21 protein-coding genes and 2 pseudogenes are annotated in these 22597 nt (G+C 63.5%); 17 read left to right on the plus strand and 6 right to left on the minus strand.

Features of this window, described 5'->3' with window-relative positions:
* Nucleotides 1-818 precede the first annotated feature (818 nt).
* The 3 genes from NKI63_RS16180 to NKI63_RS16190 all read left to right on the plus strand — a co-directional run bounded on the left by NKI63_RS16180 (nt 819) and on the right by NKI63_RS16190 (nt 3233).
* Nucleotides 819-2036 (plus strand): cytochrome P450, encoded by a 1218-nt coding sequence (locus NKI63_RS16180; RefSeq protein WP_352822254.1) that lies wholly within the window; start codon nt 819-821, stop codon nt 2034-2036.
* Nucleotides 2037-2075: 39 nt separating this feature from the next.
* Nucleotides 2076-2276: a ferredoxin gene (locus NKI63_RS16185; protein ID WP_352822256.1), complete on the plus strand. Its 201-nt coding sequence runs from the start codon at nt 2076-2078 to the stop codon at nt 2274-2276.
* Nucleotides 2277-2612: 336 nt separating this feature from the next.
* Entirely contained in the window at nt 2613-3233 is a 621-nt protein-coding gene (locus NKI63_RS16190; RefSeq protein WP_502900478.1) for a nitrogen fixation protein NifQ, read from the plus strand.
* 132 nt (nt 3234-3365) lie between these two features.
* Here NKI63_RS16190 and NKI63_RS16195 read toward each other — a convergent pair whose 3' ends face one another.
* On the minus strand, nt 3366-3560 hold the full coding sequence (locus NKI63_RS16195) for a hypothetical protein (RefSeq protein ID WP_352822259.1): 195 nt from the start codon (nt 3558-3560) through the stop codon (nt 3366-3368).
* Nucleotides 3561-3862: 302 nt separating this feature from the next.
* Between NKI63_RS16195 and NKI63_RS16200 the strand changes: the two genes are divergently transcribed.
* Nucleotides 3863-4294, plus strand: a complete 432-nt coding sequence (locus NKI63_RS16200) for a hypothetical protein (protein ID WP_352739012.1) — start codon at nt 3863-3865, stop codon at nt 4292-4294.
* 119 nt (nt 4295-4413) lie between these two features.
* Here NKI63_RS16200 and NKI63_RS16205 read toward each other — a convergent pair whose 3' ends face one another.
* Together NKI63_RS16205 and NKI63_RS16210 are read right to left on the minus strand one after the other, a co-directional pair.
* Nucleotides 4414-5229 carry a ComEC/Rec2 family competence protein gene (locus tag NKI63_RS16205; protein ID WP_352822262.1) on the minus strand — a complete coding sequence of 272 codons (816 nt, stop codon included), beginning with the start codon at nt 5227-5229 and terminating at the stop codon, nt 4414-4416.
* Between the two features lie 97 nt (nt 5230-5326).
* Nucleotides 5327-6022: a hypothetical protein gene (locus tag NKI63_RS16210; RefSeq protein WP_352822263.1), complete on the minus strand. Its 696-nt coding sequence runs from the start codon at nt 6020-6022 to the stop codon at nt 5327-5329.
* A 141-nt stretch (nt 6023-6163) separates the two neighbouring features.
* Between NKI63_RS16210 and NKI63_RS16215 the strand changes: the two genes are divergently transcribed.
* From NKI63_RS16215 to NKI63_RS16225, 3 genes are read left to right on the plus strand one after another with little or no spacing between them, the layout of a single operon-like run.
* Nucleotides 6164-6535: a hypothetical protein gene (locus NKI63_RS16215; RefSeq protein WP_352822266.1), complete on the plus strand. Its 372-nt coding sequence runs from the start codon at nt 6164-6166 to the stop codon at nt 6533-6535.
* The gene (locus NKI63_RS16220) at nt 6532-6711 is read left to right on the plus strand and encodes a hypothetical protein (RefSeq protein WP_352822269.1); all 180 of its coding nucleotides are present in this window, start codon (nt 6532-6534) and stop codon (nt 6709-6711) included. The genes NKI63_RS16215 and NKI63_RS16220 overlap by 4 nt, the downstream gene beginning before the upstream one ends.
* A 52-nt stretch (nt 6712-6763) precedes the next feature.
* On the plus strand, nt 6764-7219 hold the full coding sequence (locus tag NKI63_RS16225; protein WP_502900476.1) for a transposase: 456 nt from the start codon (nt 6764-6766) through the stop codon (nt 7217-7219).
* 167 nt (nt 7220-7386) lie between these two features.
* Here NKI63_RS16225 and NKI63_RS16230 read toward each other — a convergent pair whose 3' ends face one another.
* The 3 genes from NKI63_RS16230 to NKI63_RS16240 form a co-directional block, all read right to left on the minus strand.
* On the minus strand, nt 7387-8604 hold the full coding sequence (locus tag NKI63_RS16230; protein WP_352822275.1) for an MFS transporter: 1218 nt from the start codon (nt 8602-8604) through the stop codon (nt 7387-7389).
* Between the two features lie 57 nt (nt 8605-8661).
* On the minus strand, nt 8662-10098 hold the full coding sequence (gene rpoN / locus NKI63_RS16235; protein ID WP_352822277.1) for an RNA polymerase factor sigma-54: 1437 nt from the start codon (nt 10096-10098) through the stop codon (nt 8662-8664).
* 69 nt (nt 10099-10167) lie between these two features.
* Entirely contained in the window at nt 10168-10701 is a 534-nt protein-coding gene (locus NKI63_RS16240; protein ID WP_352822279.1) for a peroxiredoxin, read from the minus strand.
* Between the two features lie 1679 nt (nt 10702-12380).
* On the opposite strand from NKI63_RS16240, the gene NKI63_RS16250 reads away from it, so the two are divergent.
* From NKI63_RS16250 to NKI63_RS30735, 10 genes and pseudogenes are all read left to right on the plus strand, one after another.
* A complete protein-coding gene (locus NKI63_RS16250; protein WP_352822282.1) occupies nt 12381-13583 on the plus strand; it encodes a cytochrome P450 in 1203 nt (400 codons plus the stop codon).
* A gap of 92 nt (nt 13584-13675) precedes the next feature.
* Entirely contained in the window at nt 13676-14965 is a 1290-nt protein-coding gene (locus NKI63_RS16255) for a cytochrome P450 (protein WP_352822284.1), read from the plus strand.
* A 1-nt stretch (nt 14966) separates the two neighbouring features.
* Nucleotides 14967-15092 (plus strand): annotated as a pseudogene (locus NKI63_RS16260) (ferredoxin); the annotation flags it as partial.
* A 168-nt stretch (nt 15093-15260) separates the two neighbouring features.
* Nucleotides 15261-16106, plus strand: a complete 846-nt coding sequence (locus NKI63_RS16265) for an SDR family oxidoreductase (protein ID WP_352495018.1) — start codon at nt 15261-15263, stop codon at nt 16104-16106.
* The gene (locus tag NKI63_RS16270) at nt 16106-17449 is read left to right on the plus strand and encodes a cytochrome P450 (RefSeq protein WP_352822287.1); all 1344 of its coding nucleotides are present in this window, start codon (nt 16106-16108) and stop codon (nt 17447-17449) included. The genes NKI63_RS16265 and NKI63_RS16270 overlap by 1 nt, the downstream gene beginning before the upstream one ends.
* A gap of 149 nt (nt 17450-17598) precedes the next feature.
* Complete coding sequence (locus tag NKI63_RS16275; RefSeq protein ID WP_352822346.1) at nt 17599-18591, plus strand: polyprenyl synthetase family protein; 993 nt, start codon at nt 17599-17601, stop codon at nt 18589-18591.
* Nucleotides 18592-18737: 146 nt separating this feature from the next.
* Entirely contained in the window at nt 18738-20288 is a 1551-nt protein-coding gene (locus tag NKI63_RS16280; RefSeq protein ID WP_352822290.1) for a hypothetical protein, read from the plus strand.
* Nucleotides 20285-21184, plus strand: a complete 900-nt coding sequence (locus NKI63_RS16285) for a terpene synthase family protein (protein WP_352822293.1) — start codon at nt 20285-20287, stop codon at nt 21182-21184. Before NKI63_RS16280 ends, NKI63_RS16285 begins: the two co-directional genes overlap by 4 nt.
* Nucleotides 21185-21269: 85 nt before the next feature.
* Nucleotides 21270-22319: a type 2 isopentenyl-diphosphate Delta-isomerase gene (fni, locus tag NKI63_RS16290; protein ID WP_352822295.1), complete on the plus strand. Its 1050-nt coding sequence runs from the start codon at nt 21270-21272 to the stop codon at nt 22317-22319.
* Nucleotides 22318-22564, plus strand: a pseudogene (locus NKI63_RS30735) (ISKra4-like element ISMet1 family transposase); the annotation flags it as partial. The gene fni and the pseudogene NKI63_RS30735, both read left to right, overlap by 2 nt.
* Nucleotides 22565-22597 lie beyond the last annotated feature (33 nt).

Consider the following 22597-nt stretch of genomic DNA (forward strand, 5'->3'; position numbering starts at 1 on the left):
TAGGACTCGGCACCACGTTCCGACAGCGGCTCGCGAGGAAATATAGGTCCATGTGCGATAGAGCTTGCCGTGTTAGCGCATACGCACGGTCAGGTGTGCACGCCGGAATTGACCGCATCGATACAGTCAGGCTCGTCGCCGGCCGGATCGCTGCGCACGAGTGCATCGCTCGTCTGACCGGAAATCCTTGCAGCGGCTACAACAACGCATATGCCATCAGCGCCGAACCGAAGCGGAAGCGCGGCCGGGTCTTGTCGGACCGCACCCGAACCTTGCGCTGGATCGCGTCGTTGCTCAATCCGGGCCGTGCGAGCGATCTCCTCGCTCGTCGACCGGAAGGCTGTGCAGCAGCAGCCAAGCCGAACAGCCCGATGTCGCGGACTCGACAAAACCGACCACGGATGTCGGTTGTCGGACGTTGTCCTAAGAATGATGGACAGGTGATCATCAGCGGCGGGCCTAGTGCAGGCTGGCATTGCTTGGTGCAGCGCCATGGGTACGCTTATCCGGCACGCGACTTGCTTCGACAATTTGATCAGCAGGGCATCAGCAGTGCGTCACGGAGCTCAGAGGTGATTGACCAGCTTCTCAACCCTAACGGGGATAAGCGGCGGCTTTGCTTCATGACCGCAGCGCGGCGGAGATGCCCCTTCTGATCGACTTCGCAACCGATCTCATCCGCGCTGGTGCAGGTGGGCTGTATCAGGCGACAGAATCTAGAAGGCGCCCGACAAGAGACGTGCCCATGCTGGAAATCGACTTTATGAACAGCGGTGCAATCTCAATCGAGCCATGAACGCCAATGTAGAGAAAACAAAATGGCGACCAACCCCGTTCCAGATCATGTCCCGCCCGAAATGGTGAGGGACTTCAGCCTGTTTACATCGCCAGGGATGCCACCAACACCCAACGGGGATCCACACGCAGCTGTCGCTTGCGTACATGACGGGCCTCCGATCTTTTACTCCCGCTACAACACGCAAGATGGCCGGGGTACCTGGGTCATCACCCGTGCCGCGGACCAGCGGAAGGTGCTGCAGGACGCAGAGACTTTTTCCAGCCATCGCAGCATCTTCTCCTCCATACTGGGTGAAAACTGGCCGACGATCCCGCTTGAGCTCGATCCACCGGCCCATGGCGTCTTTCGCTCACTGCTCAATCCGCTGCTTTCGCCAAAGCGGGTGTTGGCTTTGGAACCGGCTGTCCGCGAACGGGCGGTCGAGCTGATCGAAAGGATCGCCGCGTCGGGCACAAGCTGCGACGTGATGAAGGATTTTGCCTTTCCTTTCGCGGTGAGCACCTTTCTTCGCTTTCTGGGGTTGCCCGATGACCGACTCGATACATTCGTCGGCTGGGGGAAAGATCTGCTCCACGGCGACGATAAGGAACGACCTGTGGCTGCCCGGACGATCGTGGCATTCATCGACGAACTTGCAGCCATGCGCCGCCAGGAGGCGGTTGACGATTTCATGACCTTTATCGTGCAGGCACAGGTCGAGGGCCGCCGGCTGACGGACACCCAAGTCCGCGGCATCGGCGTGCTTGTCTTCGTCGCTGGGCTCGACACGGTCGCAGCAGCTATAGGCTTTGACTTGGCGTACCTCGCGCGGAACCTCAAAGATCAGCAATTGCTGCGGAGCGAACCGGACCGCATCCCGCTTGCAACCGAAGAATTGCTGCGGGCCTATCCGCCCATTCAGTTGATCCGCGTGGCTACGAAAGATATCGACTTCGAAGGCGCGCCGATCCGGAAGGGGGACTATGTTTCCTGCGCCACGATGATTGCCAATCGTGACCCGGCGGAATTCGAATGCCCCAACACGATCGATTTGGAGCGAGAGGACAACCGCCACGCAGCGTTTGGCTATGGTCCCCACCGTTGCCTTGGCTCACACCTTGCCCGGCGGGAGATTGTCATTGGCCTGGAGGAGTGGCTGGCGCGCATCCCACCTTTCAGGATCAAGCAGGGTACGGCACCGATAACCTCTGGGGGCCATGTGTTCGGGATCGAAAATTTGATCCTGGACTGGTCTTAGGCCCGCCCCGAGCCGGGGCACAGACAATGAGGCACCGCCATGCGCATCATCGTCCAAAAGGCCAAATGCCAGGGTCACGCGCGATGCGCGGCGCAAGCGCCGGACATCTTCAAGCTTGATGACGAGGGGTACATCCTGCCTGGTGACATTGAAGTTGCGGAAGGGGAGGAACTGCCTGCATCGCGGGGCGCGCGATCCTGTCCTGAACGTGCGCTGGAACTCACCCGCTGCCCGCTGTGAGGACTCATTCAACCGAGAGTCTGGCGGGCTTGAATGGGGCCGACCATGTGGCCGCACTCAGCACGCGACGTTTGTCCTGCACGGTCCACCTCCAACTCTGCGGGGGCATTTCCGGCGCCAGTGTTCCCCATGAGGCGCAAACGGCAGGGCGGGGGCTCGCGAAACGCCTCTTCCAATCACAGAATTTGCGACAGAGCCGATGGACCAGACGAAAATTGCCGAACTACTCGACCGCGAGGCGATCCGCGACTGCGTATACCCGAAGAACTGCCCGACCCATGTTGCGGCAGGCCGGATCTCTGCATGATTTGATAGGACAAACCAGGAGAACGCACCATATTTGCCCAACATTATGCCCGGCTCAGCACCGGCCAATGGCCGCAGATCGAGCTGGAGAGGAGGTTCGACCAGCATGTGCTTGCCTGTGTGCTTTCACGTGCGCTCGAGGAGATCGAGGCCGGCGAGGCGACTGCGACGGAGGCAACCGGACTTTCGCGCGCCGAGCTGCGCGATGTCCTGTCCCGCTGTTTCCCTGCTATTCCTATCAACGCGTTTGCCTTGAAAGAGGTGAGCGAGCCCGAGCCGGATCTGGAGGAAGAACTTCTGCATGGACTGCTGTTGGCGCATGCCCGACCTGGCGACCCGACGAGCGCCCGCTTCGCCAGGATCATCGCCCGGCGTGCCATGCGCAATGACCACCTCTGGCAGGAGCTTGGCCTTTTTAATCGGACCGAGCTCGGCCGCCTGCTCGCCTCGCATTTTCCGACGCTGGCGGCCGGCAACACCCAAAATATGAAATGGAAGAAGTACTTTTACCGCAAGCTCTGCGAGGCCGAAGGTTTTTCGCTCTGCAGCGCGCCCAGTTGCCTGGAATGCAATGATTTCGAAAGCTGCTTCGGCCCGGAGGAAGGCGAAAGCCGCCTCACACGGATCAAGGACGGCATCGCCTCGGATTGAGAGCCGCTTCGTAGGTTGTACAGCGCCAGCGCTCGCGCCGCGCCATGTGTCTCTTGTCGAATGTCGACGGACACCTTCGAGGATTTGAACGCTGTGCGCTCGCGATGCCGGCGACCCCGAAGGTCGAGCCGATCAGCATTGCCGAGTAATCCGGTGACCGGTGGTGGCAAGGGCAACGGCGGCGGCACTAAGGTGAAAGGCCCCGACGATTTCGAACGCGAGATCGCCCAGACGCAGGATTGCTGCTTTGCGGGCAGTGACGGCGGCCCAGTCCGGCGTCAATCCGCTGGTGGATGACTTCGGCCGTGCCGTCGAGACAGCTTGCATCCGGCAAGAGCTTCTGACAGCCGCCCAGAAGGCCGGCGTAGCGACCACGCCCGACGAATCAGCGAAGACCGATGCGCTCGCCCAGAGCTACGCGGACGCCAGTGTCGCCACCCGGCAGCTTGCCGAGCAGCAAGACGTGCCAGAGTGCCGAAGAGTACGTTGGCCTGGGCAAGGACGTGCTTGGCGGCTTCATTTCTAATTTGCGCTCAGGCAAGTCGGCGGCGGAAGCCTGGCGAACGCCTTGAACAAGGTCGCCGACAAGCTGCTCGACATGGCGCTGAATAGCTTGTTCAGCACAGCCCGTGCCGGTGGCATCTTCGGCGCGATCGGCGCCCTATTCGGGTTCAGCAGCGGCGGGGCCGGCTATCAACGAGGACCGCGGTTTTCGTTTTTCCGGCTATGTCGAGTTCGCCTTCAACGACGCCGACAAGATCGCCGACGCGGCCGACTATTTCCCTGTCTTCTTCCACTTCGATAGGGCCTTGCACGTCGACAAATTCGCCGAGCAGGTGCGGTTCGATTGGGAATTGAAGCCAGCCAATTTTGTTGAGGCGGACACCGGCGGCTACACCATGACCATCATCATCAACACCGCTTTTCACAAGACGGAGGCTACGGCGCGCGTAGCCTGGAACACGGCGTTGGATTGGTTGGCGGACTTTCTGTCGTCAGTACCACCTGAATCGGATGACAGTCGCCGACTATATCCACGCCGCGTGGTCACCGCCGCTTAAAACAGCCTCAGGCTCGTCGCGTCTCGTGCCGCCGCCTGACATTTTGGAAAGCTTTACCGGCGCTCGAACGTCGGCTTCCAGTCGAGATTGCGAGCCCTCTTAACGCCTTCATAGTCAGCTTAAAATGGCCCCCAAGAATCGGAGTTGAAAGTGAACGAAATCAACCCGTCTTTGCGAGTGGTGAGCACGTTGCGTGTCTCGTTCCGGAAGGGTCCGCTTTTGGTGAATCGCCGATAAAACGGGATCGTCTTTTGTGTGTCGTACATGTAGCCCTTGTCGGAAATGACGACATAGTACGGCTTGCAATACTCGAAGATCTCCTCGCAGCAACCGTTTTCGCGCCCGTGGTGCGACGCAACCAACACGTTGGTGTCTCGGAGAGCTTGGCGAAAATCTTCCAGCTCAAGAAGCTTCAACCAGCCGGCACGCTCCAAGTCCCCAGGGAACATGATCCCTTTTCCGTTGCAGGTGAGATGAACGACCATGCTTAGATTGTTTTCGTCGTCGAACGCTGGATAGTCGTTATAAAAAACCTTCTTAGTCATCCCAGCAAACGAAGGCCCAGGTGATGCCACACCGCCCGTGCCGCCGGTAAAGATGTTATCGATAGCGTCGACCAATTTGGCGATTCCGGCTCCCATCCCGTCTTCGCTCTTTAGTGCTTGGATTGTCTTTGACGAAACGGATTTGTTTCTCAGAAGCCAGTTGATGTTGATTTTGCGATCATACATATTTGGCAGGCCGGCAACGTGATCCTCATCGTAGTTGGTGACCGCCAGCATATCGAGGGTCATGATCCCTCGATCGTATAGATAGTTGCCCGGCCGCCAGCCGGTAAGGCCGTTCTGGCCGCAGTCCAGCATCAGCCTGGTCTGATCGTCACAAGTGGCAATCGCGCAAGCGCCGTGTTCAACGTCGAATATTTCTACTAACATTTTGATGAACCGCCATTCTTCCTATTCAGCTGTTGCTGAAACAGCCAGAAAGGCAAGAGGCGTCCCGGCAGCGTCCGAGTTTTCCCACCGAGTTATTTTAGGTCGCGTCCGCCTCGACAGCCGCAAATGCGACGAAGACTTCAATGCTGTATAGCCGGTAGAATTTCAGATACCGCTTGAAGAGTTGAAAAGAGATGAGGGCGAAGCCTGCCGCCACCATGACTTCGTGGGCGGCGCTGCCGAACGTATCCAGCCGCGGCGCGACCAAAGCCTGCACCAGCAGCAGCTCGGCGGTGACGGCCGCGATGAACGACAGGTTGCGGCAAAAGCCATAGACATTCAAAAAATTCTCAAGCCTCGGCTTTGCATGGTCGTCTCGCTTTGCCACGGTGTAGGCTACCCAATAGGCTTCGTCGCCATGGAGGCAGGTTCCGGCTTTCGCCAGCGCGGCCTGGACGCGGGCGCGCGTCGGCCGTGACAGAGGGGTGAAATAGGCCGGCAGCAGAGACCGCAACAACCAAGAGGCCCTCTGCTCGGGCGACAGGAGGTGAACCGATGGCGGCTTCAGCATGTCGTGAACAATGCCGGCCTCGAGGATCCGGGATGCAGGCCCCGCCACCAGATGGCCTGCCGCGTATGAAAGAAACAGGACAAACACGCCGGTGGGCACGTCCCAGCTGGCGTGAATGACGAAGCTGGTCCCGAAAAAAAAGTCGAAAGCCGCCAGCACGAAAAAGCCTTGCGGCAGGTAGGCGAACACGTCGTAATCGCTAAGACGGCCGAAAATATCCATTTGCCGTTCAAACCCCCAAAGCCCCAGGGAAGTGTTTCATGGGAAGAGCATTGAAACAAGGTCGCGCCGGGTGTGCGGGGGCGTCTTGAACCGCGTAGGTTTTTGGCGTCTCATTGCCGGCTTGGAACGGAGGAGGGACAAGTGTCAGCAATACCAAAAAGCGTTCTGGAGGTGCTCGGACACGAGTGGAAAGTTGACGAAGGTTATTCTGCTTTCGATGCCGTGTTTAATGACCGAGAAGACCAGGGTCGGCGATCCAGTCCGTCTTTTTATCACATTGCGACCGGCAAGGAGGTGGAAACGGATTTCGACATTTTCTCTCACAAGGAAGCCAAGAAATTAGCCGCAGAGCATGTTTTCGGCTCAATGGCCGCTGTGAGAGACAGCGGCGTTACCATTAACGAGCACGCTCAACATGCATTCGAAGACTTCTGCCACGAAGTCTACGGCGCGTGGGCAAAGTATCGGGAGAAACTCGACCAGGTCGAGCGTTTCAGCAAGCGGCCGGCATGATCGTTGGCATCGGCCTCTCGTGCTTCGCAATGGCCTTCGTGCTGTTTGCCGCCGATCCTTTTGACTACCACCCAGATCCTTTCCTACAGGCGCTGGTCTGGGTGGGCTTTGGCGTTTGGTGCCTCGCTACAGCTTGGCAGCAGCGCAACTGGCGCCCGCCGCCTCACGAGAGCTAATACGGGCGGCGTTGATACGCCCTGACGCCGCGTGTGCACGGTGACGCACAGCTTGGCGCTGGTCGATGATCCTGCCCGATTATGTCGTTCGCGCAAGGTTGGGGCGCATTTCGGTCTTACGCCGCCGCGCAGATACAGCTCGGGTGAAATTGATCTGTCGGGGAGGATCAGCAAAATGGGCGATCGCCACATGCTCTACCTGGCTGCTCAGATCACCTTCGACGAGACCGAGGACTTGGTCGTAGATGAAGGCAAGGGCAATGAAGATTGCGAAGAACCGCGGCCTCGCGAAGGCGCGCGTCGCCCTTTCACGCCGCGTTGCAGCCACCCTGCACAAGATGTGGCTGACGGGCGAGCCGTTCCGGTGGCAGAAAACGGCGCTTGCCAACGTCTAGTCGAGGATGTTGAACAACCGTATCCGCTGCGGCGAAAGTCCCGGCAAGGGACGGGTGAGGGTGAGAGCGACTGTCCGTTTGGTGTGCAGTCGGCCGACGAAGGGACGCCGTGAACAAGATGGCGGTTCACGTGTCGGGCGGCGAAGGTCGCCATGGCCCGGAGGTGAAGCCGGCGAGGCGCTTCCGCTGGTCCATGCAAGCGGAGGATCGCGCCGCGCCGTGCATGCGATTGCATCTCTCGTCCCGCTGCGCTGCTGAGACCTCTCTCCTGTCAGGCGGTCTAGGTTTCGCGCTTCGGGCCGAGCAGGAACACTGTCAGGGCGGCGAGGAACGTGGCAACAGCACTGTAGGCAATGGCACTGGTAACCCCGGCATTGTCCACCAATAGTCCGCCGAAAATCGCGCCGGCTGCGATTGCCACTTGGAATGCTACGACCATCAGCACACCGGCGCTTTCGGCCTGCTCGGGAACGGCCCGCCGCACCATCCACGTCTGTAATCCCACCGGCACCGCGCCGAAGGCAAAGCCCCATGCGGCAACCGCAATCGCCGAGGCGAAGGCCGATGCTCCCGCCGTCAGCAGCGAAACAGCGGCTATCGCTATGAGCAGCGGTGCAAGGGCCGCGACTGCCTTGAGACTGTACTCGGCCAGAAGCCCGCCGGCCAAATTGCCGAAGAATCCGGCGATGCCAAAAGCAAGCAACACAAGCGAGATCGTCTCGACGTCCAGCGCGGGAATCTTCTCGAGGAAGGCGCGGATATAAGTGATTCCGGCGAAGTGGCCGGAAGCGACAAGCAGGACGACCACAAGCGCGACCTTGACCATCGGAATCTTAGCCACATCCAGCAGGCTGCGGAAGCTAGCCACTCCAATCGGAGGCAGTCTCGGAATGGTTATGAGTTGCACCAGCAGTGTAGCGGCGCCGCCGACTGCGGCGAGCATGAAGGCGCTTCGCCATCCCCAGATATCGCCGACATAAGCGCCGATTGGAGCTGCGCAAACGGTAGCCACGGAAACGCCGGTGAGGATGACCGACATGGCGCGCGGCAGGAGGTGGCTTGGAACGAGCCGCATCGCCAGTGCTGCCGACATCGACCAGAAGCCGCCGAGCGCTATGCCGAGCACAACGCGTGCAGTGAGGAGAACCGCCAGTGACCACGCGCCGGCCGCCAGAACGTCCGACAGTATCAGCAGCAGCGTCATCGTCCACATGACGATCCTGCGGTCCAGGCGCTTTGTGATGATGGCCACCGTCGGCGCCGAAATGGCCGCGACGATAGCGGTCGCCGTCATCGCCTGTCCAGCCGCTCCCTCGGTGATACCGAGATCATGCGCGAGCGGCGTGAGCAGGCTGACAGGAAGAAACTCTGCCGTCACCAGCCCGAAGGTACCCAAGGAAAGCGAAATGACCGCACCCCATGCGGGACCAGACGGTGGGGCGGGCTTTTCTGAGTCGTGCAGAACAGCGTCCACGACGCCTGCCGCGGATTGGGTCATGAACGAAGTCTCCACTTTGATGCAATGCAACGTGATGTTGGCTGCCTTGACCCAAATTTAAAAACACAAGCGCATTTCCCGGCGGCGTTGCACGGAGGAGGGGATGTTCATTGCTTCGCGATATTTTGTGACGGTGCGGCGTGCAACATCCATGCCGGTTTCCTTCAGCCGGGCAGCGATGTCCTCATCGGAAAGCACGTCGCCGGGAGATTCTGCGGCAATGATCGCTTTGATCCGATGCCGGACAGCTTCGGCGGAGTGCGCATCGCCGCCTTGGCAGGACGCGATCGCGACGGTGAAAAAATACTTCAGTTCAAAGACTCCGCGCGGGGTAAGCATGTACTTGTTCGAGGTCACCCGGCTTACCGTCGACTCGTGCACGCCGATCGCGTCAGCGACGGTTCTAAGATTGAGAGGCCGCAGGTGGGCGACGCCATGTTCCAAAAAGGCATCCTGCTGACGCACGATTTCAGCCGCAACCTTAACAATGGTCTTGGCGCGCTGATCGAGGCTGCGGATTAGCCAGGTCGCGTTTTGCAAGCATTCGTCGAGAAATGCTTTATCTTTCGAATTTTGGGGAGTTTGACGCGAGACTTCGGCATAGTAGCTTTGGTTGATCAGCAGCTTTGGCAGCGTGGCAGGATCAAGTTCGATCTGCCACCCGCCTTGCGGCGAGGGCGTGACCCAGACGTCGGGTATGATTGATTCAGACGCACCGGATTGGAATCGGTTCCCAGGCTTGGGATCGAGCGCCCGAATCTCATGCATCATGTCGAGAAGGTCTTCTTCATCGACGCCGCAATGCTGCTTCAGTGCCTCAAAATCCCGTCGCGCAAGCATTTCAAGATTGGCAACCAAGGATGCCATTGCCGGGTCGAGCCGATTTCGCTGGCGCAACTGAATCTCGAGGCTTTCTCTGAGACTTCGCGCAAAAACTCCCGGTGGATCAAATTGCTGCAAGGTTCCGAGAACCCGTTCCACAACAGCCTCATGGACATTCAGGCTCTCGGCCAGCTCCAAAAGGTTTGCCCGAAGATAGCCAGTATCTTCCAGATCGGCGGCAAGCTGGCCAGCGATCAGCCGCTCCTGTGGTGTGAACGCAGTGAGGGCGATCTGACGAGCGACATGGTCGTGCAATGTTTCGGCGAGGGTGGCAAACTCATCGAGAGAAGGGCCATTGCCCGGCGGGTTGTTGGTCGTGTTGCGAAGTGATTTCCATTGCCCGAGCCGTTCAGGCGACCCTGCCCCGGTCGGTCCTTCAACGGCGTTTGCGCCAGGGCCGATAGGTTGATCCGCTCCCGAAATCGAAACATCGCCAAAAGGCCCGCCATCGTTTGACGCAGATTCCAAGAGCGGGTTCTTCTCGATTTCCCGCTCCACGAACTGATTTAGTTCAGTATGCGCCAGTTGCAGCAAGCGAATCGACTCAATGAGTTGAGGCGATGCGACCATGGATTGCTTCTGGCGCTGAAGCAGGCTTGCTGAGGATTGCATGGTGAGGGCGATAATCCTGTCGAGGAGCCTCTTGGGGTGGGTAATGGCACCAGTGAGACGTTTTCTAGGTCATGCGGCGGCCTTCAGCGTTTTGAGAACGTTTTGCGGGGATGAGACGCCATAGGGGTCGGCCTCGCAGTTGTCGGAGAAACCTTCCTCCTCGAACCACTGCTCCACCACGCCATTGTTGATCAGGGCGGCGTAGCGCCAGGAGCGCATCCCGAAGCCGAGATTGTCCTTGGCGACCAGCATGCCCATTTTGCGTGTGAACTCGCCTGAGCCATCGGGGATGAGCTCGACCTTCTGCAGGCCCAAGGACTTCCCCCAGGCATTCATGACGAACGCATCGTTGACGGAGACGCAGTAGATCGCGTCAATTCCCTCCTTCTCAAACTCATCATAGAGCTCTTCGAAATTGGGCAGTTGGTAGGTCGAGCAAGTCGGAGTGAAGGCGCCAGGCAGCGAGAACAGGATGACGCGCTTGCCGGCAAAGTAGTCGTCAGATGTCTTTTGTTCCCAGCGATATGGATTTGGGCCCTGGACTGACTCATCGCGAACACGCGTGAGAAAGGTGACGAAGGGAACCTTCTTTTGAACGGTCATCAACTTGCTCCTCAGGAAAAAAACTGGCGCGCTGGATTCTGGCAGAGGCTGGCGCAATACCGAGCAAAGGCTCGTATGCCGGGCATGAAATGAGGCCTCGCGGCTCGCACCCTCCTTTTTCCATCCCGATGTATGGGAACGTCTTGGCTGCTGGTCTTCGCCACCCGAACGCCATCGATCTGAGCGAGCTGGAGGCCGTCGAGCCGCTTGGGCAATCTTTCCACGGCTATGGCGCCGGAAGCGGGATCGATCACTCGCGCTCGTGCCCGGGGAAAAGTGATAGCGGCCGGAAGTAACCAATATCGGAAGCATGTGGAGGCCTCAAATGTGACTTCACGCAATAGACCCGCGTCACTGAACTGGTTCAGCGTGTTGTCGATATTTGCCAGTGACCCGCCGACCTTGGCTTGGGTGACCCTTTGATGGGGCTCTTGGGCACTCACACGCTGAACAGAACCGGTAAACGGCAATTGCGCGAGCGCCACGTGTTGGCGTGCCGGCATCGGACCAGCTATGCGCAAAGCGGCTGCCGAGCACGGACCTCCGGAGGAGACGATGTACCGATGTTCAGCGGGAACGGGCACCGTCTCCTCAGGCCACGGTCTAGAGCTTCGCGTGTCGGGCATGGCGCAAGTCGCTTTCATCGTGTTTTGATGGGCTCTGACCAGGAGCAGCAAGCGGCGTGCCATTTCAAATAGAGATGCTTTTGGACCGCCCCCTTTTTCTCGGAGGCCGTGTCTTCGCCGAGATCGGGCGCGCGCTATAACGGCCTGCTCACCACGCGCAACAACGGTGCTGTATGGTGCGGATATTCGGCGCTTCCGCCCCGGCTGGGCAAAGACGAACCGGAAGCCGAGCCGATGCACTCCCTCACACCGGCGGGCACTGCAGCGATTGCGTAGCGTCTGCCCGCTAGCGTGTTCTTGCGTGCGGAGGCACGGTTATCGCGAACACGCGCCTGTCGCAGCAACCATGAGCGCGCGCGCTTCGGCAGGCGCCCTGTTCCGAGAGGATCGCATTCCCCAAGCGTGTCTATTTGCAACCGTCTTATGTTCGAAACTGGACCAGAATGTCGCAAGCCCGACCGAAAGGTCCCCCAGGCGCGTACTATCCGACACTGTTCTGTCGCCTTTGTTGGTCCGCGACACCAGCCATTTCGCCGAGCTCTTGTCCGGCCTCAGGCTAAGCCGCTGCAAAGCAATCATAATTCGTTTTCTTCTGCTGGGTCGGCCAAATTGGCACGAGTTTTGAAGCCTCTTCGTTGCTGGCCGGGAGCCGCCGACCGACCTTCATTTCGTGGATGACACCGCGATCGATGGAACGAAGAAAGAAAAGCAAATTGTCAAATCCGCATCAGATAGCCTTCTATGGGAAGGGGTCCCTCGGCGAAACCGCCCCTACCAAACAGCTCGCCGCCCTTGTCGACCCTTGCGCAGGAAATGTTGATGGCCGGCTGCGACTCAAAGGCCCACCACACCCAGCTTATCCTGAACTCGAAGGCGCTGGATAAAGTTCTGCATCTCGCCGCGCGGTATGCCTAGACAGTTACACGTTGGCCGATCTTGATAATCGGGTCGGCCTTCGGAGGACGTCGTCTACATGCCGTCCTGGTCATTCGCTGCCCGCAGCGCCTGCCGGTCACCTTCCGCCCTTCCATCGCTTAGAGATCAAGTGCCACCATGTCCGAACAACCCCTGCCGACGCTGCCGATGTGGCGCGTCGATCACATCGAGCCCTCGCCCGAGATGTTGGCGCAACGCGCCAACGGTCCGATCCACCGCGTGCGCTTCCCGTCCGGGCACGAAGGCTGGTGGGTGACAGGCTACGATGAAGCCAAGGCCGTGCTGTCCGACGCGGCGTTCCGGCCCTCGGGAATGCCGCCCGTGACATTCACCCCGGATTCGGTGATTCTCGGATCGCCGGGGTGGTTGGTCTCGCACGAGGGGGGCGAGCATGCCCGGTTACGCACGATCGTGGCGCCGGCCTTCAGCAACCGCAGGGTGAAGCTGCTCGCGCAGCAGGTCGAGGTGATCGCCAAGCAGTTGTTCGAGACACTGGCGGCCCAGCCCCAGCCCGCCGACCTGCGGCGCCACCTCTCCTTTCCACTTCCGGCCATGGTCATCAGCGCGCTGATGGGCGTGCTCTACGAGGATCACGCCTTTTTCGCCGGGCTGTCCGACGAGGTGATGACGCACCAGCATGAAAGCGGCCCGCGCAGCGCGTCGCGCTTGGCCTGGGAAGAACTGCGCGCCTACATTCGCGGCAAGATGCGGGACAAGCGCCAGGATCCTGGCGACAACCTGCTGACGGATCTGCTCGCGGCGGTCGACCAGGGCAAGGCGACCGAGGAAGAGGCGATCGGCCTGGCGACGGGCATGCTGGTGGCGGGGCACGAGAGCACCGTCGCGCAGATCGAATTCGGCCTGCTGGCCATGTTCCGCCATCCGCAACAGCGCGAACGCCTGGTCGGCGATCCATCCCTGGTGGACAAGGCGGTGGAGGAAATCCTGCGCATGTACCCGCCGGGCGCGGGCTGGGACGGCATCATGCGCTATCCGAGGACCGACGTGACCATCGCGGGCGTGAATATTCCTGCGGAGAGCAAGGTGCTTGTCGGCCTGCCGGCGACGTCGTTCGATCCGCGCCATTTCGACGACCCGGAAATCTTCGACATCGGACGTGACGAAAACCCGCACCTGGCGTTCTCCTACGGGCCGCACTACTGCATCGGCGCGGCGCTGGCCAGGCTGGAACTCAAGGTGGTGTTCGGTTCGATCTTCCAGCGCTTTCCCGCGCTGCGCCTGGCCGTGGCGCCCGAAGAACTGAAGTTGCGCAAGGAGATCATCACTGGCGGCTTCGAGGAGTTCCCGGTGCTCTGGTGATGCGCGGACGCCGCCGGGAATCGCGATCTTCTCCGCAATTTGCCGGCGCGCCTGGCGCGCCGGTCAGATCAGCCAGCCAACAGGTAACCAATATGGACGTGCAAGAAACCACGGCAACATGCCGGGACGCCTTCGCCGAACTGGCGTCGCCAGCCTGCATCCACGACCCGTATCCATTCATGCGGTGGTTGCGCGAGCACGATCCGGTGCATCGCGCGGCGTCGGGCCTCTTTCTGTTGAGCCGCCACGCCGACATCTACTGGGCGCTCAAGGCCACGGGCGATGCTTTTCGGGGACCGGCGCCGGGCGAACTGGCGCGCTATTTCCCGCGGGCGGCGACCAGCCTGTCACTCAGTCTGCTGGCGTCCACGCTAGCGATGAAGGAACCACCGACTCATACGCGTCTGCGCCGGCTGATCTCGCGCGATTTCACCATCGGCCAGATCGACAACCTGAGGCCGACCATCGCTCGCATCGTCGCAGCGCGCCTGGACGGCATGGCGCCCGCGCTGGAGCGCGGGGAGGCGGTGGACCTGCATCAGGAATTCGCGCTGGCCTTGCCCATGCTGGTTTTCGGCGAACTGTTCGGCATGCCCCAGGACGACATGTTCGGGCTCGTCGCCGGCATCAGCGCCATTCTGGAAGGCCTGAGCCCGCACGCCAGCGATCCCCAGCTCGCCGCGGCGGACGCGGCCAGCGCCAGGGTGCAGGCCTACTTCGGCGACCTCATACAGCGCAAGCGCACCGATTCCCGCCACGACATCGTGTCAATGCTGGTCGGCGCACACGACGACGATGCCGAGATGCTGTCGGATGCGGAATTGATCAGCATGCTCTGGGGCATGCTGCTGGGCGGCTTCGCCACCACTGCTGCGGCCATCGACCATGCGGTCCTGGCGATGCTGGCGTATCCCGAACAGCGGCACTGGCTGCAGGGAGATGCCGTGGGGGTGAAGGCATTCGTCGAAGAAGTCCTGCGCTACGACGCGCCCGCCATGTTCAGCTCCATTCCGCGTATCGCCCAGCGCGACATCGAACTGGGCGGCGTGGTGATCCCGAAGAACGCGGACGTGCGCGTGCTGATCGCGGCCGGCAATCGCGACCCGGACGCCTTCGCCGATCCCGACCGCTTCGATCCCGTGCGGTTCTACGGCACCAGTCCTGGCATGTCGATCGACGGGAAGATCATGCTGAGCTTCGGCCACGGCATCCACTTCTGCCTCGGTGCGCAACTGGCCCGGGTGCAGTTGGCCGAGAGCCTGCCGCGGATCCAGGCGCGCTTCCCCACGCTGGCATTGGCCGAGCAGCCGACCCGGGAGCCCTCCGCGTTCCTTAGGACGTTCCGCGCGCTGCCGGTGCGGCTGCATGGGCACGGGGGCTGAGATGCGCGTCCTGGTCGATCAGGATCTGTGCGGAACCACCGGGCAGTGCGTGCTGACGCTGCCGGGCACCTTTCGCCAGCGCGAACCGGACGGCGTGGCCGAAGTGTGCGTGGCGACGGTCCCGCAGGCGCTGCACGCCGCCGTGCGGCTCGCGGCCAACCAGTGCCCGGTCGCCGCCATTCGGGTCATCGAAAGCGACGCTGGCGATGACGAGCGCGCCAGCGCCGACCCTGCGCCTTCTCCGGCGGAGGCCGAGCGGCATGCCGCGAAAGACCAACGCAATCCAGGAGACACGATGGGACGGTTTGAAGGCAAGGTGGCCGTGGTGACCGGCGCCGGCGCCGGCATCGGCAAGGCATGCGCCCTCGCCATCGCGCGCGGGGGCGGCAGAGTGGTGGTGGCCGACATTGATGGCTCGGCGGCCATCGCCTGCACCGCGCAGATCGCGGCTGAAGCGGGCCACGCGCTGGCCCTGGCCATGGACATCGCCGATGAGCAGGCGGTGGCAGCGCTGTTCGAGACGGCGGAGCGGCACTTCGGTGGGGTCGACCTGCTAGTGAACAATGCGAGCGCCATGCATCTGACCTCACGCGACCGCGCGATCCTCGAGCTGGACCTGGCGGTCTGGGATCAAACCATGGCGACCAATCTGCGCGGCACGCTGCTGTGCTGCCGGCAGGCCATCCCACGGATGATCGCCCGCGGCGGTGGCGCGATCGTCAACATGTCGTCGTGCCAGGGGCTCAGCGGTGACACCGCGCAGACGTCGTACGCCGCGTCGAAGGCGGCGATGAACATGCTCTCGGCCTCGCTCGCCACCCAGTACGGCCATGCGCAGATCCGCTGCAACGCCGTTGCGCCGGGTCTCGTCATGACCGAGCGTCTCCTCGCCAAGCTGGACGAGTGCATGCAACGGCATCTGCGCCGGCACCAGCTCCTGCAGCGCGTCGGCCGCCCCGAGGACGTGGCCGCGCTCGTGGCGTTCCTGCTCTCCGACGATGCTGCGTTCATCACCGGCCAGGTCGTGTGCATCGACGGCGGCATGCTGGCGCATGTGCCGACGTACGCCGACGGTGGCAACAGCTGCGCCGCGCGGCCTGCCGGCGACACCGCCGAAGCGGCCGCGGCGTCGCGCTGCTGATGGACATGCTGCTCAACCCGCTCAACCGTCGGCACAGGCTGCGGTACGACATCCCGGTCATGCCAGGCGCTTTCCCCCTGGTCGGGCATCTTCCCGCCATCGTCTGCGACCTGCCGCGCCTGCTGCGGCGCGCGGAACGGACGCTGGGCAGCCACTTCTGGCTGGATTTCGGCCCTGCCGGACACCTGATGACCTGCGTGCATCCGGATGCGTTCGCACTGCTCCGGCACAAGGACGTGTCCTCGGCGCTGATCGAAGAGATCGCGCCCGAATTGCTTGGCGGAACGTTGGTTGCCCAGGACGGCCGCGCGCACCGGCAAGCGCGCGATGCGATCAAGGCGGCGTTCCTGCCCAAGGGGCTGACCCAGGCCGGCATCGGCGACCTGTTCGCGCCCGTCATCTGGGCGCGGGTGCAGGCGTGGCGCGAGCGCGGCGACGTAACCATCCTGCGCGAAACCGGCGACCTGATGCTCAAGCTCATCTTCAGCCTGATGGGAATCCCCGCGCAGGACCTGCCGGGATGGCATCGCAAGTACCGGCAACTGCTGCAGTTGATCGTCGCGCCCCCGGTCGACCTGCCGGGACTGCCCTTGCGGGGCGGCCGCGCCGCCCGGGCCGGGGTCGACGGGCAGTTGCGGCAGTTCGGCCGCGGCGCGCGCGCGCATGCCGCGCGGCCCGGGGTGATGAACGCCATGGTGAGCGCCTTCGACCGCAGCGACGATGCGCTTTCCGATGACGTCCTGGTCGCCAATATCCGCTTGCTGCTGCTTGCCGGTCACGACACCACTGCCTCGACGATGGCCTGGATGGTGATCGAGCTGGCGCGGCAGCCTGTGATGTGGGACGCCCTGGTCGAGGAGGCGCAACGCGTGGGCGCGGTGCCGACCCGTCACGCGGACCTGGCGGAGTGTCCGGTCGCCGAGGCGCTGTTCCGCGAGACGCTGCGCCTGCATCCGGCGACCACGCTCCTGCCGCGTCGCGTCCTGCAGGAATTGCAACTCGGCCAACGGCGCATTCCCGCGGGCACCCATCTGTGCATCCCGCTGCTGCATTTCTCGACCTCGGCGCTGCTGCACGAGGCGCCTGATCAGTTCCGCCTGGCGCGGTGGCTGCAACGCACGGAGCCGATCCGGCCGGTGGACATGCTGCAGTTCGGTACCGGCCCACACGTCTGCATCGGCTACCACCTGGTATGGCTGGAAATGGTGCAGTTCTGCATCGCCTTGGCGCTGACCATGCACAAGGCCGGGGTGCGGCCGCGGTTACTGAGCGGTGTCGAAAAAGGCCGGCGCTATTACCCGACCGCACATCCGTCCATGACAATCCGCATCGGATTCTCATGAGCTGGCATCGCATGCCCCGTGTGGCGAGGCAGCGGCGCCGGCGACGCGCGACATTGCTGCACTCGGCGCGCGCGCTCGGTGCGACGCCGGCAACACCGCGGCGGCTCGGCGCTCGCCGTGGCCGTGTCAGGTACAAGGACATGAACAACATGCAGACCGGTTCCACGCTACACGACGACCGAACTGGCGTTTCTGCGCCCGGCGGATTGGGCGCGCAGGCGCGCGGCGCATCCGGCAGGCTGCTGCCGGAGATCTGGATGCAGGACGGCGCAAAGCGGGTCGAACAGGCGCTGGCGCGTCTTCTCTGCGCCCAAGACGACGGTGAGACCGAGCTGATGGCGGCGATGCGCTACGCCACCTTGCATGGCGGGAAGCGCACCCGCGCCTTGCTCTGTCTGGCTGCCGGTGCGCTGGCCGACACGCCAGCGCACATGCTCGACGACGTCGGCGCCGCCATCGAGATGATGCACGCCTGTACCCTGGTCCACGACGACCTGCCCGCGATGGACGACGACGTGCTTCGCCGCGGCCTTCCGACCGTGCACGTCAAGTTCGGCGAAGCCACTGCGATCCTGGTCGGCGATGCGCTGCAGGCGCACGCCTTCCTGACCCTGGCGAGCCTGGATGCGCCGGGCGACAACCGTATCGCGCTCGTGCGCGAACTGGCGCAGGCGGTATCCGCACAGGGTGCCGCAGGTGGGCAGGCCATGGATCTGTCGCTGGTCGGAAAGCACGCCGAGCTGGACAGGATCGTGGCGATGCACCGGATGAAGAGCGGAGCGCTAGTGCGCGCGTCCGTTCGCATGGGCGCGCTATACTCCGTCCCGGAGGATGCCGCGCACGCTGCGCTGTATTATGCGCTCGATCGCTACACCGCCTGTTTCGGGCTGGCGTTGCAGGTGATCGACGACATTCTCGACGCGACAGCGGATACCGCGACGCTGGGCAAGACCCCCGGCAAGGACGCGGCGGCGCAGAAGCCGACCTGCGCGTCGATCATGGGGCTGCAGGCAGCGCGCCAGTTCGCGCTGGATTTGTTGCGCGACGCCGGGGAGGCCATCGTCCCGCTGGGGCCGCGTGCGGAACGGTTGGCGCAGATGCTGCAGAGGGCCAACGTGTATCTGTCCGCGCCATACGCATGAGCGCGCCGCCCGCATGGACTCGCCCCTGTGCTGCTGCGATCGGCCGGCGGGCGGCGCATGCTGCTCTTTGTCCGAACCGGCGGCGATGTGCGCGGCGTCTGCCGGATCCTAGTCGTCGTTAGCCCTCTGCAGAAGGAACATCCCGCGTGAACGCGCTGTCCGAACAGATCCTTTCCGAATTGCGCCACCTGCTGAGCGAGATGAGCGACGGCGGCAGCGTCGGTCCGTCCGTCTACGACACGGCGCGAGCTCTGCAGTTCCACGGCAACGTCACCGGTCGGCAGGACGCATACGCGTGGCTCATCGCGCAGCAACAGGCCGATGGCGGATGGGGAAGTGCGGACTTCCCGCTGTTCCGCCATGCGCCCACGTGGGCGGCGTTGCTGGCATTGCAGCGTGCCGATCCTCTTCCCGGCGCTGCCGACGCAGTCCAGGCTGCAACCCGGTTCCTCGAGCGCCAGCCCGATCCCTACGCGCATGCGGTGCCGGAAGATGCGCCGATCGGCGCGGAGCTGATCCTGCCGCAGCTGTGCGGCGAGGCCGCATCCTTGCTGGGCGGCGTGGCGTTTCCGCGCCACCCGGCGCTGTTGCCGTTGCGGCAAGCGTGCCTGGTCAGGCTGGGGGCGGTGGCGACGTTGCCGAGCGGCCATCCGTTGCTGCACTCCTGGGAAGCCTGGGGGACGTCGCCGACCACCGCATGCCCGGATGACGACGGCAGCATCGGCATCAGTCCGGCGGCCACCGCCGCGTGGCGTGCGCACGCCGTGACACAGGGAAGCACGCCGCAGGTCGGGCGCGCCGACGCGTATCTGCAGGCGGCATCGCGGGCGACGCGCAGCGGCATCGAAGGTGTCGTTCCCAACGTCTGGCCGATCAATGTGTTCGAGCCATGCTGGTCGCTGTACACCCTGCATCTGGCCGGTCTGTTCGCGCATCCCGCGCTCGCCGAGGCGGTGCAAGTGATCGTCGCGCAGCTCGACGCCCGCCTGGGCGTGCGCGGTCTGGGCCCGGCCTTGCACTTCGCGGCCGATGCGGACGATACCGCCGTTGCGATGTGCGTCCTGCGCCTTGCAGGCCGCGACCCGGCGGTCGATGCCTTGCGCCATTTCGAAATCGGCGAGCTGTTCGTCACCTTCCCCGGCGAGCGCAATGCCTCGGTGTCGACCAACATCCATGCCCTGCATGCGTTGCGAATGTTGGGAAAGCCCTCCGCCGGCACCGGCGCCTACGTCGAAGCTAATCGCAACCCGCACGGTCTATGGGACAACGAAAAATGGCACGTTTCGTGGCTGTATCCCACCGCGCATGCGGTCGCTGCGCTGGCGCAAGGCAAGCCCCAGTGGCGCGACGAGCGCGCGCTGGCGGCGCTGCTGCAGGCGCAGCGCGGCGACGGCGGCTGGGGCGCCGGTCGCGCGTCCACATTCGAGGAAACCGCCTATGCGCTGTTCGCGTTGCACGTGATGGACGGGAGCGAAGAGCCGACAGGGCGCCGGCGCATCGCGCAGGCGGTGGCGCGTGCGCTGGAGTGGATGCTCGCCCGCCATGCGGCGCATGCATTGCCGCAGACGCCGCTGTGGATCGGCAAGGAACTGTATTGCCCCACCCGGGTGGTGCGCGTGGCCGAACTCGCCGGGTTGTGGCTGGCGCTTCGTTGGGGGCGGCGCGTCCTGGCCGAGGGAGCAGGAGCGGCGCCATGATCCAGACCGAACGCGCGCTGCAGCAGGTGCTGGAGTGGGGGCGTTCCCTGACCGGGTTCGCCCACGAGCATGCCGTGGAAGCGGTCAGGGGCGGCCAGTACATCCTGCAGCGCATCCACCCGAGCCTGCGCAACACCAGCGCCCGCACCGGCCGCGATCCGCAGGACGAAACGCTGATCGTGGCGTTCTATCGCGAACTGGCGCTGCTCTTCTGGCTCGACGATTGCAACGACCTTGGCCTGATCGCGCCGGAGCAGCTCGCCGCGGTTGAGCAGGCGCTGGGGCAGGGCGTGCCGTGCGCGCTCCCCGGATTCGAGGGCTGCGCTGTGCTTCGCGCTTCGCTGGCCGCGCTCGCCTACGATCGTCGCGACTATGCTCAGCTTCTCGACGATACACGGTGCTACTGCGCGGCGCTGCGCGCCGGACACGCGCAGGCGGCAGGGGCGGAACGCTGGTCCTACGCCGAGTACCTGCACAACGGCATCGATTCGATCGCCTACACGAACGTGTTCTGTTGCCTGTCGTTGCTGTGGGGGCTGGACATGGCGACCTTGCGCGCGCGTCCGGCGTTTCGTCAGGTCCTGCGGCTCATCTCCGCGATAGGGCGCCTGCAGAACGATCTGCATGGACGCGAAAAGGACAGGTCGGCCGGCGAGGCCGACAACGCGGCCATCCTGCTGCTGCAGCGCTATCCGGCTATGCCTGTGGTGGAGTTCCTCAACGACGAGCTGGCCGGCCATACGCGCATGCTGCACCGGGTGATGGCGGAAGAACGCTTTCCCGCGCCGTGGGGACCGTTGATCGAGGCCATGGCGGTCATCCGCGCGCAGTACTACCAGACCTCAACCAGCCGCTACCGCAGCGACGCTGCGGGGGGCCAGCGTGCGCCAGCCTGAACGCACGGGAGGCGGCGGCGTGCGCGCGCTGCCGTCGGTCCGATCCGACGCAACGCCGTCGCCCGATGCGACGGATGGAGCGAGCATGAGCGACACCGCCCTGAGCCGGCGCAAGGACGACCATCTGGACATCGTGCTGGATCGGCGAACGGCGCCGGCCACGGTCGCCGCCGGCTGGGAGTACATCCGTTTCGAACACTGCGCATTGCCCGAGTTGGACCTGACGCAGATCGACCTGCGCGCCTCGCTGCTGGGCAAGACCATGCGCGCGCCGCTGCTGATCAGCTCCATGACCGGCGGCATGCCACGCGCCGAGGCCATCAACCGGCATCTGAGCGAGGCAGCGCAAGCCTTGGGGATCGCCATGTGCGTCGGTTCGCAGCGCGTGAGCCTGCAATCCCGCAACTCCCAGGGGCTGACGCGCGCGCTGCGCCGCCTGGCCCCAGACATTCCCTTGCTGGCCAATATCGGCGCCGCGCAACTGCGCGAGGCCGACGGCCTGGACTTGGCGCGCCGGGCGGTGGATGCGCTGGAGGCCGATGGACTCATCGTACATCTCAATCCGCTGCAGGAAGCGGTACAGCCGGAGGGCGACCGCGACTGGCGCGGCGTCCTGGCGCAGATCGCTCGCGCCGCGCGCAGCGTGGGCGTGCCGATCGTGGCCAAGGAAGTGGGGTTGGGCCTGTCCACCTCGGTGGCCTGTGCGCTCGTCGAGGCGGGCGTGGCGGTGATCGATGTCGCCGGCGCCGGCGGCACCAGTTGGGCCGCGGTGGAGGGCGAGCGCGCCCGCGATGCCGCCGACCGTGCAGTGGCGATGGCGTTCGCCGATTGGGGGATTCCGACCCCGGCCAGCGTGCAGGCGGTACGTCGGGCGCTGCCAAAGGTGAAGCTGATCGCGTCGGGCGGGATCCGCGATGGCGTCGACGTGGCTAAGGCCATCCGCCTGGGCGCGGACATCGCCGGGCAGGCGGCCGGCGTGCTGCGCGCGGCTACGGTATCCACCGAGGCGGTTGTCGCGCATTTCGAGATCGTCATCCGCCAGTTGGCCGTCGCCTGCTTCTGCACCGCCTCGGCTGATCTGGCGGCGTTGCGTCAGGCGCGCTTGTTGCCCTCGGCGCATCTGCCCGCCGGTTGATGCCGGCGTCGCCCGCACGTGGCGGCGGGCGCCTAGTCTTACTGAGTCAGAAGGTCGCGTTAACTATGGAAAGCGCTACCGGGCTGGGCTTCGCCGTCGCCACCACTCTCGCCGAGTCGGCGGTGAACTCAGTCGTCGGGAAACGTATGGTCAAGAAGCAGCAGATGCGCTGGTCACTTCGCGGTGCGCATATGCTCGTGCAGGTCCGGGCGGCGGAGATCAAGGGCGAACTTCGCAACCGGCTTCGGGCGCCTTTCCGACAGCCAGAACTGAACGGG

Source organism: Mesorhizobium sp. M0410 (genome assembly GCF_040321435.1).
Taxonomy (GTDB): Bacteria; Pseudomonadota; Alphaproteobacteria; order Rhizobiales; family Rhizobiaceae; genus Mesorhizobium.